We start from the raw sequence: 19,862 nt of genomic DNA on the forward strand, positions 1-19,862 counted from the left end.
TGGGGGGTGGGGGTGGGGGGTGGGCAAGTGGCGACGAGTCGGGGGACGGAGACAGCCACTGTGTGGGGATCGCTCCCCAACTACCCGGTATCGGGCCAGTGGTATTGTTAGTCGATTCGTACCCCGGACCGCCGGCCGGGACCGGGGTGGCTACTCGGCGTAGGAACGGCTGAACGTGTGTAAACGCATCTGTGTGGATCGAAGATGGGGCATAACATTCTGTATCCCCCGGCCATCCGTAGACGATGGACGATACTGGAACGGACCCGTGCGATCCAGCGGGACAACTGGCAGACGACACACTCATGCGGCTGCTCGCCTCGGAGACGAGACGGGCGGCACTGCGAACGTTACAGACCGATCCGCAGGCGTCACTGGACTCCCTCGCCGAGACACTGTCGAACTGTGACGGGGTGTCCCTCCAGCAACCGGATCGAATCCGCCAGCAACTACACCATTCTCACCTCCCCGCGCTCGACAGCGCTGGCGTCGTCCAGTACGACACGGACGATCACGTCGTCGACTATCTGGGCCACGAGACGGTCGAATCGGTCCTGTCACTTCTCGACGGGTGACCGAACGCGCGTGTCCACACAGCCGACAGAATCAGCCGTCGTGTCGCTCCGCTCCGGGCTGTGCCCGATAGACCGTTCGACCGTCGACGAACGCACGCTCGACGCGTGGCTCGGGCGTGGGATCGACGACCAGCACGTCGCCACGAGCACCCGGTTCCAGCCGGCCCCGGTCGTCGAGTCCGATCGCGGACGCCGGCGCGGCGCTGACCCGTCTGACCCGATCGGCCAGTGGTTCGCCAGTTTCGACGAAGACACTCTTGAGGAGCGCGTGTGGTCTGAAGTCGCTACACAGCACGTCGACCGTGCCCGACCGGATCGCTCGCTGGGTCGAGAGATTGTCCCAGATACTCTCGCCTCGCACGAGGTTCGGCGCGCCCATCGCCGTCGTCAGTCCGGCGGCGCTCGCGGTGCGGGCCGCAGCCAGATTCACCGGGAACTCACAGATGTCGACGCCCGCTTCGCTCCGTCGCTCGATCGTTTCGGGGTCGGCACTGTCGTGGGCCGCGACGGGAACCCCGTGTTCGGACGCCTGCTCGATGACTCTGGTCGCACGTGCCTGCAGGGTCCGCGCCGGGACGGCACGACGCTGCCGGACCAGCTCCATCGCGCGCTCGTCGGACACCGAACCGCCGTCCGCGTAGCGCGACGCGTACGCTTCGGCCGAATCGAACTGGCCTTCTCCGGGAACGTGGGTCACGAGCGAGACGAGAGCGACCGCGTCCTCGTCGAGCCGATCACAGACCGCACCGATCGACTCGGGACTGGTGAGCTCACAGCGAAGGTGCAGCCCGTGGTCGGTCAGCGCCCGGTCGCTGGCATCGAAGTCCGCGACCGTCTCGGCGACCGTCTTCGAGAGCGCCAGCGATCTGTTGTCGTCGGGTGCGTTCTCGAACGCGAGTGCGTGACACTTCGTCGTCACGCCGGCCGCGACGTTGGCCTGATCGCAGATCTGTATGGCTCGCCGGACGGGCACGCGGTCGTCGGCCCGGGGAAACAGGTGCCGCTCGATGTCGTCGCCGTGGAGGTCGACGAATCCCGGCAGTACGAGCCGACCACTCGTGTCCACGTCGGCCGACTGGTCCGTCTCCTGTTCGATGGCCGCGATGCGCTGTCCCTCGATCACGAGCGTGCCTCCCTCGACCGTCTTCGACGGCGTGACGATGTGTCCGCCTGCGAGGACCGTCCGGTCGTCGCGACTCATCGATGCGCCTCCCGCGAGAAACTCAGTCCTTGCTCGTGTGGTCCGGGCCGAATCATACCGCCACTGGGGAACGAACACTGGATTGTTATGCAGCGACTACCATCAGCGGGCGAGCAGCCGACCGGAACGGGGCCGATCTGGGAACGATCGACGACCGCCCGTATGACAGGATAGCCGGATCTGAGCCATCTCGTCGCCGATTCCGTGAGCCGTCAGTATGGTGCCAAGAGACCACTTTCCCACAAGAGTTACATCTTTTCGTCGCCACCTTCTGCTAGGATGAGCGCGCGGGTACCGCCCACCGCATCCGAGACGAAGGTGCAACAGACTCGGGGCCACCGGTCCCCATGCAGTGGTGCAATCAGCCGGTCCGCCGGAGCGTTCGGCCCGCGAGCGAAAATGGATGCAATTTTAACACTCCCACCGGCGGATGGAACTAGGAGACTCAGAGAACAGATGTGGGAACGCCCGACCAGACTTCCATGCCGTCGCTCGTTGGTGGTGGGTTCACCCCGATGAGGTCCGACGTACCGATCGAATACGACGAGGAGTACGACCGTCACATCGTCGAGTTCGGTGACGAGCGTACCCGTTCGGCCAGCGAAGTGATCGTCTACACCGTTTCGAGTATCTCGGAGACCGATCCGACGGAACTGACGCCACTGGGCGAAGTCATCGACCCCGACGCACTCGACGCGATCTTCGACCAGACCGAGGACGAGACCCGAACACCGGCCCACCTCTCCTTCGAGTACGAAGGATTCGACGTGACACTGTTCAGTCACGGTCGCCTCACGATTTCCGAACCGGTGTGACGACGCTTCCCTCGCGGCCGTTTTCGGCGCTATCGGGGCGTAGGCGGGTCTGTCACTCGCAAAATCACGAAGAGTACTTACGCAACCGCCGGGTACCTCCGTTCCGTACACGACGGGGTCCGATGGCCGTTACAGGCTATCTTTCACGCGGGGAACATCTCGTCGTATCCGCTCGGGACATGGTGGTGAGCAGGATGACATCGAACACTAACGACGACGCACGACAACGAGCGATCGAGCAACTCGAAGCCCTCGGTCTCAGTGCCTACGCGTCTCGGACGTTCGTCGCATTACTGACACTCGAAAGCGGGACCGCAAAGGAGATCAGTGAACACGCGGACGTTCCTCGCACGCGGGTCTACGACGCCGGAGCGGAACTCTCGGAGTTCGGTCTGGTGACCGTCGAATCGTCGACCCCACGTCGATTCCGGGCGGTCTCGATCGAGCGTGCCGTCCTCGTCCTCAGTACGACGTACACGGACCGGATCGACGATGTCATCGCGAACCTCGAAACGATCAGCGGGGGCCAATCGACGATCCAGCGTGACAATCTCTGGTTGTTGACAGAGCAGACGGCGATCGAAGACCGCATCGAACGGTTCATCGACGATGCCGAGGAGACGCTGTTCTTCGCGACGACATCGGCTGCGCTCTCCGATCCTATCGCCACAGCTCTCGTCGCCGCCGCCGACCGGAACGTCACCCTGACGACGGCCGGCGTTCCCTCACAGATCGAAGACGAACTGGCCGTGGCGACAGCCGCCGTCGATCACGAGCCACGAACGTGGGACCCGACAGTTCCGGTGTCGACGGTCGTCATCGCCGACGGCGAGGACTCGCTCCTGACGCTCGACGTTGACGAGCCGCTGGCACTCTGGAGCGCGGACGAGCCGAACAATCTGCTCGTCCTCATCGAGGCGCTGCTCGGTCTCGGCGAGTGAGTCGGGGGGTCACGAACCGCTGATTACTGAGCGAAGGCAGAGAATAACCAAACCCCTCCTCACGCTTGCCCCAACAGAGCAATGCCGACTGGGACCGACCGGATGATGGAAGGGGCGGAGTACAGGGCAATCGTCGAGCGCTACGACACGCGACCGAACCAGTGTACGATCTTTCGGTCCGACCTGCCCGAACCGGAACGTACGACTGCCTGGATTACGGCCCACGACGATTCGTACGTGGCGCTGGCGCTGATGCGTTGAGATCCTCCCCGCGCTGAAGCGCGAGGCTTTCTCCTCGATCTCCGTAACGTTTCTCTGTCGCCGACTGTCGCTGAGCGACTGCTTCGACAGTGTCGTCTTCGAAAAAGGAATCGTCGTCGCGAGTGTTACACGTCGGTGCTGTCGTCAGCGTCCCGTTGGGCGTACTCGTTGGCGACCGCACAGAGTGTGAACGCCAGAACGATGACCGGAACGACCATCCCGACACTGAGAACCGGGAGCACCAGTGCGAGGCCGTAGAGACCGACCCCACCGGCTGCCAGTCCGGCGTAGTACCGCGACCAGGGTCGTTCGCCGTCGTCCTCGATGTCGAGGAACTCTTCGAGCTGGTCGGCGTTGGGACCCAGACTGATCGTTCCGCGGTTCTGGTCGAACTCGACGACGTTCATGTCGTCCATCTTGGGGAGGTGACACTGATACAGACCGACGTAGACCCGCTTGCGCTCGCTCGAAGAGATCGCTTGCACCGTCGTGTCGTTCTCGATCGCAGCGATGTGTTCGGCGAGGTCGCTCAGTGACACCGTCGATTCCGACGCTGTCTCGAGGTAGCGAAGGACTTCTCGTCGCCGTTGATTTTTCAGCAGTTCGAACACTCGATCTACCGGCAGCGCTGCCGGTTCTTCGGTGACGTCTTCCCCCTCTGTCTGGGTTGACCCTGTCGTCTCGTCCGTTCCTGCGACGGAACCACCCTCCGTCGTCTGTGTTGACTCATCGCGCGTTGCACTCATAGTAGTCTCCCAGTGTTTGCTGATTCATAGTTGACCTCGGTTGATCGTCCATTACCGGCTTGTGTCTGGCTGTGTTTCCTGGTGACCCCATACCGGTGGTCCGTTGGCACCACCCATGGGAGATGGAACCATCGGAGCAGGTGGACATATGCTTCCACCAGCGGCAGGGTTTTAATTGTTTCCTATACTTAACTTACGTCCTGAATGTTAGCGTTATTGTACCTTCACTCAGGACGACTATTATCGTTTGCAGGTGGTTGTTACTGGGGCGTGAAATAGTTCGAGCGCCCCTCTCTGGCGCTCTGGACCGCTCGGCTTACGACCCGAGAAATCTATGCTGAACGGATACGTGTTCGTTCGATCACGTCCCGGACTGCCCGACATACCGTCGCGGAGGACACTTGTCGACCCGGCAGGTGTGGGTCCACCGGTCGACCGTCGGTCGTCTCAATCAGATGTCACCGGGCCGCTACCGATGGTGTAGACCTGTCCGTCGATCGATCCAACGTCCAGCGCGTCGCGCCCGTCGATCACCGTCGGATCGGTGAGTCGCCGCCAGGGGATGTCCGCGAACGCGTCGTGGGCGGTCACGAGCACCAGTCCGTCGGGATCGATCGATGGGAGGTCCGACAGCGTCGCGGGACGACCGGCGAACGCTTCGAGGTCGCTACACACCGGGTCGATGGTGTAGACCTCGGCACCCGCGGCCGACAGCGAGGACGTGATCGTCCACGCGGGCGACGCGCGCGTCTCGTCGATACCCGGGCGATAGGTCACGCCGAGGACTGCGACGGTCGCCTCGTCGATGGGAACGCCCGTGCGTTCGAGTTCTTCGATCGTCTTCCTGACGGTGAACTCCTCCATCCGTTCGTTGACTGCTCGTGCCGTCTCCAGCAGCGGCGTCTCGGTCTCACAGCGCTGGATGACGAAGTGTGGATAGTAGGGGATACAGTGGCCGCCGACGCCCGCGCCGGGGTCGTGGATCTCACAGAAGGGCTGGGTGTTGGCCGCTTCGATCGCCTCGCGCACGTCGATCGATAGCTCGTCGGCCAGTCGTCCCAGTTCGTTCGCCAGCGCGATGTTGACATCACGGTACAGCCCTTCGAATAGCTTCACACACTCGGCGGTCGTGGGATCACTGACGGGAATCACGTCGTTGCTCGTGAGCTGGCCGTAGACGAGTTCGGCCACGCGCGTGCTCTCCTCGTCGATCCCGCCGACGATCTTCGGATAGCTTCCGGTGATGTCTTCGAGCGCGCGGCCGCTTGCGGTCCGTTCGGGACAGAAGGCGAGACCGAACGCGTCGGCGTCGAGACCACTCTCCGCGACGAGGTGGGGCCGGACGATATCGACGCACGTGCGTGGCGGTAAGGTCGATTCGAGGAACACCGTATCGCCGGGTGCGAGACCCGCGGCGATGTCGTCGAGGACCGACTCGATGGCCGAGAGGTCCGGTCGGTCGTCGTCGTCGAGCAGCGTCGGCACGATCACGACGTGGATTGCGGCGTCCCGGGCGGCCTGCGTGCCGTCGGTCGTCGCACTGAACGCGCCGTCCGCGACAGTCGCCGCGACGGCGTCGTCGAGTCCCGGTTCGCCCTCGACAGGTGAGCGACCATCGTTGACGGCGTCGACGACGGCGGGGTCGAGGTCGACGCCGACGACGTTGCGCGATCTGGCTGCAAAGGTCACAGCCAGTGGCAGCCCCATCTTTCCGAGTCCGTAGACCGCGACCGGCACCGATCCGTCGGCGAAGGCCCCACGTTGCTCGTCGGCCGACGCGTCGCTCTCGTAGAGGTGGTCGATCGTTCCGCTCATCGGCTCTCTCCCCATTCGCTCGTCTGGTTCGTGACTGTCGTAACCATCTGGATGGGCAGTCCGCCGAGAGTGGCATTGTTACGAACAGCATTTCTGGCGGTAATGTGGTGTTAGAGCGATCATCGAGACAACCTCGCGCAGTCTCTCACAACGGTCGTCGTGATCCCCGAGTCGAGCGATTTAGTGCGTGTGTGACGGTCTCTCTTCTCGGCAGTCACTGGACTGAACTGGGTGCAGTCGGGTCACCACGTACCTGCCGGTAAGCGATTTGAACGCCCCCGTAACGTGGGGCTGACACCGTGTACATCGGAGTAATCTCACTGTTACTAAACTATGGGCGGGGGTCATATGTGCTGTATCGGTTGTATATGCCGGACGCTCCCACTGGGACCAACTGAGATCGTTCGATGTTCAGCAACAACGAAGAACTCTCACAAGACACGGTGTTCGACGTACTTAGCAGCGCCCGGCGGCGGGAGACGATCGCGATCCTGCGCGAGGAGGAGACGCCGATCGAACTCACGACGTTGGCCGAGATCGTCGCCGCACGCGAGAACAATACGACGGTCGAGGCGCTGTCCTCACAGGATCGTAAACGCGTCTACGTCTCGCTGTACCAGACGCACGTGCCAAAGCTAGTCGACGTCGGTATCGTCGAGCACGACACTGATTCGGGGGAGGTCCAGCTCACGTCCAAGGCCAGCTCGATCGAACCGTACCTCCAGAATCCAGAGCAATCACTGACGTGGCATCGCTACTATCTCCTGGTGGCGATCGTTGGCGGACTCCTCTTTCTCGCGATCTCGTTCGATCTGATTCAGGCGCTCTCCGCGGCGGTTCTGGGACAGTTGCTCGTTCTCGTCTTCGTCGTTCTGGCGGCGGCCCAGTTCCTGATCCAGTGGCAGCGACGTGCCTGAAATCGTCGACCTCACACCGGTGTTCTCACGCTACGGTCAGGCTGCGACGTGATCCCGACAGTTCTCACTGAGAGCCGTGACCGCGACTGACGAGCCGGGCGGCTCGTCGGTGATCGAATACGGTATGAGAATGAGGGGGTCGTCAGTCGTCGTTGCCGGCGTCCGGCATCAACTGTTCCGGTGTCCGTTCGTAAACAGGTGTCTCTGCGAACTCTGCGATCCGTTCCATTTCGCGCTCCGAGATGTGCTCCACCATCGGCAGTGTCTGGGAGCTACGGTGGTATAGTAATTGAGTCCGTAGCTCACGACGGCAGCGAGAAGCTCATCGTTACCAGTTTTTACGAAGCAACTGTGCTGTTTTTATTGGCGAATTGATCGGTCCTCCCCGCCGGTGGCGCCCGCTCACCACGCGTCGAACGATTCGGGCGGTGCCCGTGACCACCGGTACCGCCGTCGTATCTCCGTTAGCCACGCTGTCGGACGAGTGCGACCGCTGGTCGGCACGCTCGCAGGGTCGACTACACCATGTTCTCGGCTTCGATCGTCTTCCAGACGCGGTCGCCCTCCTCGGTGAGACCGTAGACGCGTCCTTTCTTGCGGTCGTCCGAGACGAGCAGGTCGACCAGTCCGTTGTCACGTAGCTCCTGAAGCGCGCGAGAGACATGCGCGAGACCGACACTCGCGTCGTCGGCGATGTTCGACGGTGTTGACGGTCCCTCGTCGAGGCGGCGCATGGCCGCCACTCTGTAGCGGGAGCTGATGACGAAGCTCACGTCGTCCCAGTCGGGGTCAGTCATCGCGCTCCCTCCTCGTGTCTCGCATGCGCCCTGTGAGACGAAGCGGGGCTGCCCTCGGGTCGGAGTACACTGTAGAGTATCACTGTCGGTATAAGCGAGTCGAGTTGGACATAAAGACAGTTGGTGGTTAATATCGTTCGCGCTCAGTAAGCGGGTCTTTCTCGCGCCCGCTCGTCCACCGACTCTCCACAAGCACTCCATATCCAGTGGTCGGTCGCCCATACAGCACTGCCCCATATGACCTTCATAACAATACCACTCCGTTTCCGATCATGCGGTGTGAGTTTCACCAGTGTCACCGTCTGTCGCGTCCTCGTCGGTCGTCGCACCGTTCGCTCCTTACAGGCCACCCCCGGGGAGGTGTGTGTCGCTGCCTGATGTGGCCGTGGGAGCATCTCGCCAGCGGCTATCTCCTGTACTCGCTGGCGAACCGGGTGCTGGGTGGCGACAGGCCAACGGGGACGGAAGCGACGGCGCTCGTACTCGGCACGCAGTTTCCGGACCTGATCGACAAGCCGCTGGGCTGGGGAACGTCGGTGCTTCCCTCCGGCATCTCGCTGGCCCATTCGCTTCTCTTTGCCGTGCCCGTGTCGGTGGCCGCTGTCGTTCTCTCGCGACGTGCGGGCGCGAACCGTGCCGGATGGGCCTTCGCAGTCGGCTATCTCGCGCACCTGCCCGGGGACATCGTCTACCCGATGGCACTGGGCGGGGAGCCACGCCTGTCGTTCCTGCTGTGGCCGCTGGTGGAGACCCCGGCGTCCGCGCCGGTCTCGATCACCGGGCACGTCTGGGGACTGTTCGTCCAGTTTCTCGACCTCCTCGGGACACCGACCGGACGGCTCTACGTGGTCCTCGAACTGCTCTTGATCGGTGGGGCAGTGCTGGCCTGGCTCTGGGACGGTCATCCGCTGTTGCCGGGGGGCGAGTAATGGGATTCATCTGCTGCGTGCCTCGCCACAATAGCGGTTCGAGGCGGTGTCCAGATCGAAACAACCCACAAGGACGCTCGGGAGGGAGTGTCTGACATGGTATTCGAGCACGACGACACACTATCAGCGGGAACCTTCGATGTCGATTTCGACGACGATGGCGCGTCGGCGTCGATGCGGGACACCGCTGTCAGCGTCGACGACCTCTTCGACGTGCTGGCCCGTCCCGCCAACAGGTACGTCCTGACGTATCTGTTACAGGCGGACGAGCCGATCTACGCCCACGAACTCGTCGAGTACATCATCGAACAGACCGACTCGCCCGACGGACTTTCCGAACGCGAGTATCGTGGTCAGATCGACTCGCGACTGCTCCACGCATCGCTCCCGAAACTCGAAGACACTGGTCTGATCGAGTTCGACGAACGCCGCCAGCGGATCGCCGAGACCGACGAGACGGCCGCCGCCCTGCCGTACCTGCGCTTTGCATTCCTCCAGCAGTCCAGCGAGTAGCGACATCGCGGTCGATCCTCCTCTCTTTCTCCGATGCCCGTCACAATCGGTCCACGCGACTCGCTAACCGATGCGCGGTAGGCACGGAACTGGGCCGGACTGGTAGTCACTTGACAACGGAGCCGCAATCACCGAAAGGCGCTCCATAACAAAGGGTTCAGTCGGTGAGTCCCCGGACGAACACTGCTCTCCAGTGTGGATACTATGACAAATGCGAGAATCGGTGATGGCAGTTACGTAGCACCGGAGGCCGTCGTCGGTCGTTCTGCCGGCAGCGACGACACGGTCGCGACGCTCGGACAGAACGCCACGGTCCGGTCGGGAACGATCATCTACGCCGATGTCGTCGTCGGTGACGACTTCACGACCGGACACAATGCCGTCGTTCGGTCCGGGACGGTGATGGGTGATGACGTACTCGTCGGGACGAACGCCATCGTCGACGGCGAGGCGACGATCGGCTCTCACGTGAGTCTCCAGACGGGCGCGTACGTCCCGCCCGAGACGACGCTCGGTGACGAAGTCTTCCTCGGGCCACACGCCGTGATCACGAACGACAACTATCCGATCCGACCGGCGAGTGAACTCGACGGTGCCACCGTCGAGGATCACGTCTCGATCGGTGCCAACGCGACGGTGTTGCCCGGGGTCACTATCGGTGAAGGCTCGTTCGTCGCGGCCGGTGCGGTCGTGACCAACGACGTACCACCGGAGACGCTCGTCGTCGGTGCGGGTCACCACGAGCAGCTCCCGGAGCCACTCCAGCGGGGGAACCAGATCGCATGATCCCACAGACCAGCGTCGAGGACGTCTCCCTCGCCGCACCAGTGATCGAAGAGCCGGAGTTCCGCCGCGTCCGTGCAGTCCTCGAAAGCGGCCAGCTCGCGGCGGGCAGCGAGGTCTCAGCCTTCGAGGACGCCTTCGCCGATTACTGTGGGACCGAGCACGCGGTCGCCACCAGCAACGGGACCACCGCGCTGCACGCTGCTCTCGCGGCCCTGAACATCGGCGAGGGAGACCGTGTCCTGACGACGCCGCTGTCCTTCGTCGCGACGGCCAACGCCATCCGGCTGGTCGGCGCGACGCCGGTCTTTGCCGACGTGGACCCACGCACGTTCAATCTCGATCCCGACGCCGCACAGCGCCGGATCGACGCGCTCGACGGCGACATCGACGCCATCATGCCGGTCCACCTCTACGGGCTGCCGGCAGCGATGGATCGATTCCGGGAACTCGCCGAGCGCTACGACGCCACCCTGATCGAGGACGCCGCGCAGGCCCACGGCGCGACCTACCGCGGCGAGCCGGTCGGGTCGCTGAGCGATGCCGGCTGCTTCTCCTTCTATCCGACCAAGAACATGACGACCGGCGAGGGCGGGATGGTCGTCACCGACCGCGACGACGTGGCCCGCCGACTCCGGTCCTTCATCAACCACGGTCGTGCCCCCGACGACGGATCGACCCATCAGCTCGTCGGTCACAACTTCCGTATGACGGATCTCGCGGCGGCGATCGGTCGCACACAGCTCGAACGGCTGCCCGAGTTCGTCGAGGCACGCCGCGAGCACGCTCGGATCCTCACCGACGGCATCGACGCCGATCCAGTCTCGACCCCGACCGAGGCGGCGTACAAGCGCCATTCATATCACCAGTACACGATCCGAGTGCCCGACCGCGACGCGCTGGCAGCGACCCTCTCGCGTGCCGGGATCGACAGCGGCGTCTACTATCCGACGCCGATCCACGAACAGCCCGCCTACGACGGTGTCGACGACCAGTATCCGGTCGCCGAGGAACTGAGCGACGAGGTCCTCTCGCTGCCGGTCCATCCGTCGCTCGACACCGAATCGGTCGAAGCAGTCGCGACTGCGATCAACACGATCTACGATGAGTGAAAACGGGAGTCTCAAGACGGGCGTCATCGGCGTCGGGTCGATGGGACGCCACCACGCACGAGTGTACGCACAGAACCGCGCCGTCTCGCTGGTCGGCGTCGCAGACGCTGACGAGGAGACCGCCAGCGAGGTCGCGGACGACTACGACACGACGGTGTTAGACACCGACGATCTGCTCGAACAGGCCGACGCGGTCACTATCGCCGTCCCGACGCGGTATCACCGCGACCTGACCGAACAGGCGCTGCACGCTGGCGTCCACGTCCTCGTCGAGAAGCCCTTCGTGAAGGAGCCAGCAGCGGGCGAGGCACTCGTCGAACTGGCCGCGTCACGGGATCTCGTCTTGCAGGTGGGCCACATCGAGCGGTTCAATCCCGCGATCCGGACGCTACAGGACGTCCTCGCGGATCACGAGGTGATCGCCATCGAGGCCCAGCGGCTCGGCCCGCCGGTCGACCGGGACACTACCGATAGTGTCGCCCAGGACCTGATGGTTCACGACCTCGACGTGGCCCTCTCGTTGCTCGACAGCGAGGTCGCGTCCGTCTCGGCGGCGGGCACCTGTGGCGGTCAGCACGTCACCGCACAGGTCTCCTTCGACGACGACACGATCGGCCAGTTCTGTGCCAGTCGCGTCACCCAGCAGAAAGTCAGACAGCTCTCCGTGACGACCCACGAGGCACGGATCACCGTCGATTACGCCGATCAGGACGTTCGGATCCACCGCCACTCGGTCCCGGCATACGTCGAGAACGACGGCGACGTGCGCTACCGTCACGAGAGCGTCATCGAACAGCCGACCGTCGCCAACGGGGAGCCACTCGTCCACGAACTCGACTCGTTCGTCGAGGCGGTCGTCACCGGGAGCGAGCCAGTCGTCTCGGGCCGGGACGGCCTTCGAGCGCTCGACCTCGTCTGTGACGTGGACGAACAGGTGTCCGTCGACCCCGAGACGACGCCGCCACACCGTCGCTAACCGACAGTACCGGTCACATAACAATGTCTGGCTACAGTGACGGTTCGGGCATGCGAGGACTGCGATACGCTGGGGTGGACGTATGGGCTCCGTCGTGATCTCCGTCGACGCGGAACTGGGCTGGGGATTCCACGATCTGGACCCGCCGGCCGACCGACTCGAAGCGGCCCGCGTCGGCTGGAAGCGACTGGCCGGACTCTGTTCCGAGTACGACATCCCGGCGACCTGGGCGGTCGTCGGCCACCTCCTCCTGCGAGACTGCGACGGCCGCCACGTCGACCACCCACGCGGGCCGGACTGGTTTCGTTGCGAGCGCGACGCGTGGGCCGATCGCCCCAGTCTCCGATACGGTCCCAACCTCGTTGCAGACGTGGCGAGCGACCCGGTCGGCCACGAGATCGGGTGTCACACGTTCTCGCACGTCCTCTTCGGTAGAGACGGGACGACGGCCGACACCGCACGCGCCGAGATCGAGGCCTGTCTGGCCGCGACACAGAGCACGGACCTCTCGTTGCAGTCGTTCGTCTTCCCGCGCAACAGCGTCGGCCACCGCGACGTGCTGGCCGAGTACGGCTTCCAGTGCTACCGGGGGGCTGCACCCGGCGAACAGTCCTCGATCGGCAAGCTCACCGCCGCCACGGTCGGCACGCCCGATCCGTTGCTCGTCACGCCAGCGGTCGACGAGCATGGGCTGGTCGACGTGCCGGCGTCGCTGTACCTGTTCTCGTTCGAGGGACGACCGCGACGACTCGTGACGACGCTGTTCGACGATCCGATCGTCGCACACGCTCGCCGCGGGATCGACGCGGCAGCCCGCTGTGATGGTGTCTTCCACATGTGGCTCCATCCCAACAATCTCGTCGGCCGGCCGGAGATCGCTCGCATGCGGGCGATCTTCGAGTATCTCGACAGCCGTCGGGAGCAGGTCCGCATCGAGACCATGGGCGAGGTTGCACGGCGCGTCCACGACGAGCAGGGATCGACTCCGTCACCGACGACACGGCCGTCGGATTAGTGTCGCTGCCCTCGTCGGCCAGCATTCTGTAGGTGCAGTATAACAAACCCGACACCAGCGGATGACACGTCCATGTCGGATGTAGCACTCAGTGGTAAGCAGTTGTTCGTGACCGGTGGAGCGGGGTTCGTCGGCGGCCAGCTGACGCGACGACTCGCGCCGAACAACGACGTGACCGTCCTCGACGACCTCTCGACCGGCCAGCGCGGCCGTGTCCCCGACGAGGCGACCTTCGTCCACGGCGATGTCCGCGATCAGCGCAAACTCAAACAGGGTGTCAGAGACGCCGACGTGGTCTTCCATCAGGCCGGCGTCGTCGGCGTCGAAGCCTCACTCGACGCACCACCACGCAGCAACCACGTCAACACCGGCGCGACCGTCCAGTTGCTCGACTACGCTCGACGGTACGACACACGCGTCGTCCTCGCCTCCAGTGCGGCCGTCTACGGCCACCCCGAATCGACGCCGATTACCGAGGACGCCCCACTCGAACCGACCTCGCCCTACGGCGTCGACAAACTCGCCGTCGATCACTACGCCCGCGTCTTCGCCGATCGCTACGACCTCCCGATCGTCCCACTCCGGTACTTCAACGTCTACGGGCCTCGTACCGGGCCGAACCCCTACAGTGCCGTCGTCGACACCTTCGTCGAGCAGGCCCGGGCCGGGAAGCCGATCACGGTCCACGGTGACGGCACCCAGACCCGGGACTTCGTCCACGTCGACGACGTGGTCAGGGCCAACATCCTCGCCGCGACGACCGACGCCGTCGGCCAGTCGTACAACGTCGGGACCGGCCAGTCAGTCTCGATCCGTGAACTGGCAGAGCTGATTCGCGAGGCCGCCGACGCCGAGTCCGTCATCACACACACCGAGGGACGGGCCGGCGACATCGACCACAGCGAGGCCGACCTCGCCCGCGCTCGCGAGCACCTCGGATACGAACCCACGACCACGCTGGAGTCGGGACTCCGTCGGCTCCTTCAGACGGACGATCCTGTGCGACTCTCGCGTTCGTCGTAGAAGCTCTATAACAAACCCACACTGCGGGGTACTGCCTCGTACAGTTCGCTTTCAGGGACTGGAGACATGTTCAAGGGACACTCTCTCAGCGTCGTCGTACCGGCCTACAACGAGGAAGACCACGTTGGCGAAGTCATCGAGACGCTCCCCGACTGCGTCGACCGCGCCTACGTCGTCGACGACTGTTCGACGGACGATACGTGGTCGGTCATTCAGGAGCACGTACCGGACCGCGACCGGTCGCGCTCGCGGGCGCTGACCGACGGTGGTGCGGCGGCTCGATCGATCGTTCCGATCCGCCACGAGGAAAACAGAGGCGTCGGTGGTGCGATCAAGACAGGCTATCTGGCCGCCATCGAGGACGACGCCGACATCGTCGCCGTGATGGGTGGTGACGGCCAGATGGATCCCGACCTGCTCCCCGACATCGTCGACCCGGTCGCGGAGGGAACGGCTGCCTACGCCAAGGGGAACCGACTGCTTTCCTCGGTCGACCGCGCCTCGATGCCGCGGTTCAGACAGTTCGGTAACTTCTTGCTGTCCTCCCTGACCCGCCTCGCGTCGGGCTACTGGGCGATCGGTGACCCGCAGAACGGCTACACTGCGATCTCTGCGTCCGCCCTCGAACGCAGTGGCGTCGAGGGGATGTACGAGTTTTACGGCTACTGCAACGACTTGCTCGTCAAGCTCAACGTCGCCGACTGTCGCGTCGCGGACGTGCCGATGCCCGCCGAGTACGGCGACGAGACGAGCCACATCGACCTCAAATCGTACGTCCCGCGCGTCTCGTGGATGCTGGCTCGGAACTTCGGCTGGCGGCTCCGGCACTACTTCGGTGCGGTGAGCTACGCCGTCCCGGTCACGTACGCCGGCGCTGTCGCGGCCGCCCTCGCATCGGTGCTTGGCGTTCTCGGCGGTATCGTGACCGGTAAGATGGCCTTACTCACCGCGTCGTCCGGGAGTTTTCTGCTCGCCGTGATCGTGTTTCTCGGTGCCGTTGCACTCGACCGTTCGTTGAACGCCGACCGCGCGACGACCGTCGATAACTAAGGCCTACACCGGCTATTTGCCGGTAACTGAATCCTACTTTCACTCGTCGGAACTGGCAACAACCCCGTCACCGACTGGTACGCAATTCGCGGTAGGTCGACGGAACCGTTTTTGTGGTATGTATGAATTACCGATTGTTGATGTCGCCGACACACCCTGTTCCGGCCCGACGCACTGGGGGCGATGCGGTCGCCCGCCATCGCTGGAGGGCTGGACGATGACCCGCGAAACGAACGATACGGACAGCGAACCCCTCCCGGCCGACGAGCAAACGCTCGACGGCACCGAGTGGGCGGATCGGCCGGTCGATCCCGATCTCCACAGTGATCTGGACTACGAACTGGTCAACTGGGAGGTCGTCCCGAACTCCTGTGACGACAAGCAGGTGTTCCTGCCGATCGAAGAGTCGATGCTGAAAGACGAGGCGTTCATCGTCGCCGAACCCGAGGCCTGCTGTGATCTCGGGACGAAACTGTAGCCGGTCGCCGTTCGACGTTACTCGACGGTGACGCTCTTGGCGAGGTTGCGCGGCTTGTCGATCGGTCGGTCGAGCGCCGCGGCCACGTGGTAGGCGAGGAGCTGGAGCTGAACGTTGGCGAGGACGCCGGTCAGTGCCGGGTGGGTGTCCGGGACCGGCAGGACGGCGTCGGCCAGATCGACGATCGGCGAGTCGGTCGGTCCGACCGCCACGACCGGTCCGCCGCGAGATTTGACCTCCTCGGCGTTGCTGGCGAGCTTCTCGGTGTTGCGACCCGTGTCGATCGCGAACACCGGCGTGCTGTCGGTGACCAGCGCCAGCGGTCCGTGTTTGAGTTCGCCGGCCGCGAACCCCTCCGCGTGTTCGTAGGAGATCTCTTTGAGCTTCAACGCCCCTTCGAGAGCGACCGGATAGCCGGTGCCACGGCCGACGAAGAAGTAGGCGTCGCTGTCACGGCACTGTCGTGCGACCGACCGGGCATCATCGGCGTCGACGACCGACTCGACGGCGTCCGGCAAGGCCGCGAGCGCCGTCGTGAACGCTTCGTCGTCGGACGCTGTCTCCGTTCTCAGCCGCTCGGCCAGTAGTCCGAGCGTCGCGATCTGCGAGGAGAACGTCTTGGTGGCGGCGACGCCGATCTCCGGGCCAGCCCTGATAAAGAGCGCGTCGTCACACTCGCGGGCGGCCGTCGAGCCGACGGTGTTGGTCACCGCCAGCGTCTGCTGGCCCCGAGACTGTGCTTCGCGCAGGGCTTCGAGCGTGTCGGCCGTCTCGCCGCTCTGGGTGACCCCGACGACGAGCGTCCCGTCGGTCGCGGGCGGTGGTCCGGTGACGAACTCGCTCGCGAGCGTCGCGCTGGCTGGGACGGACCGTGCCCTGAGAAGGTGGGTCCCGTACAGTGCTGCGTGATAGGAGGTCCCACAGGCGACGAACTGGACGCGCTCGACGTCCGCGAACGTCCCGGCAGGCACGTCCGCGATGGTGACGCCGCCATCGTCGAGTCGTCCCTGTAGCGTCTGGGTCAACGCACGCGGCTGTTCGTGTATCTCTTTGTGCATGTAGTGGTCGTGTCGCCCTTTCTCGGCGTCCTCGGCCGTCCAGCCGACGGTCCTGACCGGTCGATCTCGCCGCCGGCCGTCCCAGTCGGTGACGTGGTACTCGTCGGGACCGATCTCGGCGATGTCTCCGTCTTCGAGGTAGACGACCGAATCCGTGTGTTCGATGAAGGCGGGCACGTCACTGGCGAGATAGTTCGCTTCCTCGCCCAGTCCGATCACGAGCGGCGAGCCGTTGCGCGCGGCGTACACCACGTCACTCCCGGCGACGACCATAGCGATAGCGTAGCTCCCTTCGATATCGTCGAGGACGGCCTGAAGCGCTGCTGCGGGTGTCATCCCGTCTGCCCGGCGTTCCTCGACGAGATGCGGGATCACTTCGGTGTCGGTCTCGCTCTGTAGCTCGTGGCCGGCGGCTCGAAGGCGGTCCCGAAGGCTCGCGTAGTTCTCGATGATGCCGTTGTGGACGATAGCGACCGTCTCGGTGCAGTCGGTGTGGGGGTGGGCGTTCTCGTCGGTCGGTGGGCCGTGCGTGCTCCACCGGGTGTGCCCGATCCCGACCGACCCGCTCGGCCGTCGCCGCCCGACCGACTCGACGAGGTCGGCGACCTCGCCCGACCGTTTGACGACATCGAGGGACCCATTGCTTGGAACGGCGATCCCAGCCGAGTCGTAGCCGCGGTATTCGAGATTGTCCAGCCCCGAGAGCAGTGTCGAAACCGTTCGTTCCTGACCGACACAGGCGGTGATTCCACACATCAGCGATCCGCCTCGTCGGACAGTGTCGTCGGCTCGTTTTCCGTAGCGCGTTCTCGCGGAGACCTTGCTCGCATACTCGCCGGGTTCCCCGCTCACACCTTTGTTATGCGACGTTTGCCACTCGTCGCTCGGTCAGCCGTGCGGTTCGAGACTGCCTACATACCCCGTGGCGCGGCCGTTGCCCCCTCCTGTTTCTGGGCACCAACCGGGTCGTTCGTGAGTTCGCTCAGAGCGGTCAGGTAATCCCGGACCGCCACGTCCTCGTCACCGAATCTGCACGGAACGACGCCATCGAGTTCACCGTCCACGTAGGTCGCCAGACAGATCCGCGGCAGGACGATACAGTGAAACTCCTTCTCGGCGACGAACGGGTCACATACTTTCGATTCGAACGTGAGTTCGACGCCCGCCATCGAATCTGCCCAGCGCTCGAACTCACTGACCTTGTTGCGGAGAAAACGCCCGACTGCGGACTGTGCGCATCGTTCGTCGGGGTAGAGTCGCTCTCCCCAGACCTGCACGGTGAATCGGTCGATGCGGTCCATCTCCTCGAGTGTGTCCAGTCGCTCGAGGACGGCCGCCTGTGTCGACTGGGACGCTGTCGGTGCCCCCAGTGAGCGAACGAACACGTCCACTCGAACGTCGTCGCTCGCTTCGACCCGATCCCGGTGGTCTCGCCACCACGCTGTGTATGAACTCTCTGTCATCGTGTCGTAGATAGCCCCTCCGTAGCTGCAGTAATAATGGGGTGCGTCCGTTCACCGAAATCACGATCTGATAGTCAGCCGCTGTGAACGATAGGTGTGCATTTCCTCGCCGGTTCGTGACTCTCGCGGCCATCGGCCAGTCGCTCCTCACACGTTCCCTGTCGAGGATTCCCGCTTCGGTTCGTTACCCTTACTCCCGTCTCTAACGGGAGTTCTCTCAGTGTGGATGGGGTCGATACACGTTTCGACAGCAGGCTGGCATCCACCTCTCACACGGGCCGGAGACCGGTAGTGCGACCATAACTATGGGTCGACCAGCGGTGCCTTCGAGACGACCAATGGTGATCGGCTGGTGAGCGATCGAGTACGGCGTTCGGGGTGGCGCGATCGGGAGCAAACACGCGCACTGTCCGTCGTCGTCGTCACGTACAACGAGGCCGACCGGATCGATGCCTGCCTCGACGCCCTCGTCGAGTGCTGTCGGGGATACGATCACGAAATCGTCCTCGTCGACTCCAGATCGACCGACGAAACCGTCGATATCGCCCGGGAGTATCCCGTCGATATCTATCGACTCCCACCCTCGGTCGAGCGGACGCCCGGTGGGGGTCGGTACGTCGGAATGCAGGTGACGAGTGGCGACCGAATCCTGTTCGTCGACGGTGATATGCTACTCGAAGCACCGTGGCTCGACGCCGCGACGACGGTTCTCGACCGCGATCCGAGTGTCGCCGGTGTCGACGGACATCTCAACGAAAGCGATGCCACGGAGCCGGTCGATGTGGACGCACTTCGCGGCGTCGCGCTCTACGACCGGGCCGCGCTGTCGGCCGTCGGTGGCTTCGATCCGTTCTTGCGCGCGCTCGAAGACATCGAACTCGGATTTCGCTTTGCCGAGTCCGACGCCCGACTCGTCCGTCTACCGTCGGTCGCCGCCGCACATCCGTTCGGCGACGGCGTCGCGGAAGTGCGCCGACGGTGGGCGTCGGGCTACTACTTCGGACGTGGACAGGTGCTTCGGAAGTGGCTTCGTTCGCCAGCGATGCTCGCACGAACGGCCCACTACTCCCGGCTCTACGCCACTCTCGGTGGCTGGCTGGCCCTGGCCCCGGTCGCGACGGTAGCGGCCGGACTGACGGGACTGCTTTGCTGGTGTGTCGCGACCGTCGCGCTGCTGGTCCTCTCGCTCGCGACGAGGGGGAAAGGCTGGCTCGTCCGCAAGAGCATCTCGTTCCTCCCCGTCGTTGCGGGCGCGCTCGTGGGATTCGTCGGATCACACCCGCCGGCCGAGCAGTATCCCGTCGACGATGTCGAACTGATCCAGCGTGTCCCCCGCCGCTCTCGGGTAGACACTGGAGGTGCTCGATGAGCAGTCCCCGGCTGACAGGAGGTGT

The 19,862-nt window shown here is 64.2% G+C and carries 21 protein-coding genes; 15 read left to right on the forward strand and 6 right to left on the reverse strand.

Features of this window, described 5'->3' with window-relative positions:
• Nucleotides 1-245 precede the first annotated feature (245 nt).
• Nucleotides 246-575 carry a DUF7344 domain-containing protein gene (locus AC5FRW_RS18870; RefSeq protein WP_493570013.1) on the forward strand — a complete coding sequence of 110 codons (330 nt, stop codon included), beginning with the start codon at nucleotides 246-248 and terminating at the stop codon, nucleotides 573-575.
• A gap of 31 nt (nucleotides 576-606) precedes the next feature.
• On the opposite strand, the gene AC5FRW_RS18875 is transcribed toward AC5FRW_RS18870, so the two are convergent.
• Complete coding sequence (locus AC5FRW_RS18875; RefSeq protein ID WP_493570014.1) at nucleotides 607-1,776, reverse strand: alpha-D-ribose 1-methylphosphonate 5-triphosphate diphosphatase; 1,170 nt, start codon at nucleotides 1,774-1,776, stop codon at nucleotides 607-609.
• A gap of 515 nt (nucleotides 1,777-2,291) precedes the next feature.
• On the opposite strand from AC5FRW_RS18875, the gene AC5FRW_RS18880 reads away from it, so the two are divergent.
• From AC5FRW_RS18880 to AC5FRW_RS18890, 3 genes are all read left to right on the forward strand, one after another.
• Entirely contained in the window at nucleotides 2,292-2,591 is a 300-nt protein-coding gene (locus AC5FRW_RS18880) for a HalOD1 output domain-containing protein (protein ID WP_493570015.1), read from the forward strand.
• Nucleotides 2,592-2,785: 194 nt separating this feature from the next.
• Entirely contained in the window at nucleotides 2,786-3,532 is a 747-nt protein-coding gene (locus AC5FRW_RS18885; protein WP_493570016.1) for a TrmB family transcriptional regulator, read from the forward strand.
• Nucleotides 3,533-3,613: 81 nt separating this feature from the next.
• The gene (locus AC5FRW_RS18890; protein WP_493570017.1) at nucleotides 3,614-3,793 is read left to right on the forward strand and encodes a DUF7511 domain-containing protein; all 180 of its coding nucleotides are present in this window, start codon (nucleotides 3,614-3,616) and stop codon (nucleotides 3,791-3,793) included.
• A 125-nt stretch (nucleotides 3,794-3,918) separates the two neighbouring features.
• Here the strand turns inward: AC5FRW_RS18890 and AC5FRW_RS18895 are convergent, their stop codons facing one another.
• Both AC5FRW_RS18895 and AC5FRW_RS18900 read right to left on the reverse strand, forming a co-directional pair.
• Nucleotides 3,919-4,539: a DUF7344 domain-containing protein gene (locus tag AC5FRW_RS18895; RefSeq protein WP_493570018.1), complete on the reverse strand. Its 621-nt coding sequence runs from the start codon at nucleotides 4,537-4,539 to the stop codon at nucleotides 3,919-3,921.
• Nucleotides 4,540-4,986: 447 nt separating this feature from the next.
• The gene (locus AC5FRW_RS18900; RefSeq protein ID WP_493570019.1) at nucleotides 4,987-6,354 is read right to left on the reverse strand and encodes a nucleotide sugar dehydrogenase; all 1,368 of its coding nucleotides are present in this window, start codon (nucleotides 6,352-6,354) and stop codon (nucleotides 4,987-4,989) included.
• A 407-nt stretch (nucleotides 6,355-6,761) separates the two neighbouring features.
• On the opposite strand from AC5FRW_RS18900, the gene AC5FRW_RS18905 reads away from it, so the two are divergent.
• Nucleotides 6,762-7,271 (forward strand): DUF7344 domain-containing protein, encoded by a 510-nt coding sequence (locus AC5FRW_RS18905; protein WP_493570020.1) that lies wholly within the window; start codon nucleotides 6,762-6,764, stop codon nucleotides 7,269-7,271.
• 518 nt (nucleotides 7,272-7,789) lie between these two features.
• Here the strand turns inward: AC5FRW_RS18905 and AC5FRW_RS18910 are convergent.
• The gene (locus tag AC5FRW_RS18910; protein WP_493570021.1) at nucleotides 7,790-8,068 is read right to left on the reverse strand and encodes a winged helix-turn-helix domain-containing protein; all 279 of its coding nucleotides are present in this window, start codon (nucleotides 8,066-8,068) and stop codon (nucleotides 7,790-7,792) included.
• A gap of 362 nt (nucleotides 8,069-8,430) precedes the next feature.
• On the opposite strand from AC5FRW_RS18910, the gene AC5FRW_RS18915 reads away from it, so the two are divergent.
• From AC5FRW_RS18915 to AC5FRW_RS18955, 9 genes are all read left to right on the forward strand, one after another.
• Complete coding sequence (locus AC5FRW_RS18915) at nucleotides 8,431-8,997, forward strand: metal-dependent hydrolase (protein WP_493570022.1); 567 nt, start codon at nucleotides 8,431-8,433, stop codon at nucleotides 8,995-8,997.
• Between the two features lie 96 nt (nucleotides 8,998-9,093).
• Nucleotides 9,094-9,510, forward strand: coding sequence for a DUF7344 domain-containing protein (locus tag AC5FRW_RS18920; RefSeq protein ID WP_493570023.1), 417 nt, complete (start codon nucleotides 9,094-9,096; stop codon nucleotides 9,508-9,510).
• 204 nt (nucleotides 9,511-9,714) lie between these two features.
• Complete coding sequence (locus AC5FRW_RS18925; protein ID WP_493570024.1) at nucleotides 9,715-10,296, forward strand: acyltransferase; 582 nt, start codon at nucleotides 9,715-9,717, stop codon at nucleotides 10,294-10,296.
• On the forward strand, nucleotides 10,293-11,405 hold the full coding sequence (locus tag AC5FRW_RS18930; protein ID WP_493570025.1) for a DegT/DnrJ/EryC1/StrS family aminotransferase: 1,113 nt from the start codon (nucleotides 10,293-10,295) through the stop codon (nucleotides 11,403-11,405). Before AC5FRW_RS18925 ends, AC5FRW_RS18930 begins: the two co-directional genes overlap by 4 nt.
• The gene (locus AC5FRW_RS18935; RefSeq protein ID WP_493570026.1) at nucleotides 11,398-12,381 is read left to right on the forward strand and encodes a Gfo/Idh/MocA family oxidoreductase; all 984 of its coding nucleotides are present in this window, start codon (nucleotides 11,398-11,400) and stop codon (nucleotides 12,379-12,381) included. The genes AC5FRW_RS18930 and AC5FRW_RS18935 overlap by 8 nt, the downstream gene beginning before the upstream one ends.
• Nucleotides 12,382-12,463: 82 nt before the next feature.
• On the forward strand, nucleotides 12,464-13,396 hold the full coding sequence (locus tag AC5FRW_RS18940; protein WP_493570027.1) for a polysaccharide deacetylase family protein: 933 nt from the start codon (nucleotides 12,464-12,466) through the stop codon (nucleotides 13,394-13,396).
• A gap of 72 nt (nucleotides 13,397-13,468) precedes the next feature.
• Entirely contained in the window at nucleotides 13,469-14,419 is a 951-nt protein-coding gene (locus AC5FRW_RS18945) for an NAD-dependent epimerase/dehydratase family protein (protein ID WP_493570028.1), read from the forward strand.
• 66 nt (nucleotides 14,420-14,485) lie between these two features.
• A complete protein-coding gene (locus AC5FRW_RS18950) occupies nucleotides 14,486-15,469 on the forward strand; it encodes a glycosyltransferase family 2 protein (protein ID WP_493570029.1) in 984 nt (327 codons plus the stop codon).
• Nucleotides 15,470-15,686: 217 nt separating this feature from the next.
• Nucleotides 15,687-15,947 carry a hypothetical protein gene (locus AC5FRW_RS18955; protein WP_493570030.1) on the forward strand — a complete coding sequence of 87 codons (261 nt, stop codon included), beginning with the start codon at nucleotides 15,687-15,689 and terminating at the stop codon, nucleotides 15,945-15,947.
• A gap of 17 nt (nucleotides 15,948-15,964) precedes the next feature.
• On the opposite strand, the gene glmS is transcribed toward AC5FRW_RS18955, so the two are convergent.
• Nucleotides 15,965-17,761: a glutamine--fructose-6-phosphate transaminase (isomerizing) gene (gene glmS / locus AC5FRW_RS18960; protein WP_493570031.1), complete on the reverse strand. Its 1,797-nt coding sequence runs from the start codon at nucleotides 17,759-17,761 to the stop codon at nucleotides 15,965-15,967.
• A 155-nt stretch (nucleotides 17,762-17,916) separates the two neighbouring features.
• A complete protein-coding gene (locus AC5FRW_RS18965) occupies nucleotides 17,917-18,468 on the reverse strand; it encodes an HTH domain-containing protein (protein WP_493570032.1) in 552 nt (183 codons plus the stop codon).
• A 352-nt stretch (nucleotides 18,469-18,820) separates the two neighbouring features.
• Here AC5FRW_RS18965 and AC5FRW_RS18970 point away from each other — a divergent pair, with 352 nt between their 5' ends.
• The gene (locus AC5FRW_RS18970; RefSeq protein ID WP_493570033.1) at nucleotides 18,821-19,837 is read left to right on the forward strand and encodes a glycosyltransferase family 2 protein; all 1,017 of its coding nucleotides are present in this window, start codon (nucleotides 18,821-18,823) and stop codon (nucleotides 19,835-19,837) included.
• The last annotated feature ends 25 nt before the right edge of the window (nucleotides 19,838-19,862 follow it).

The sequence above is a fragment of the Halomicrobium sp. HArcht3-1 genome, assembly GCF_058933345.1.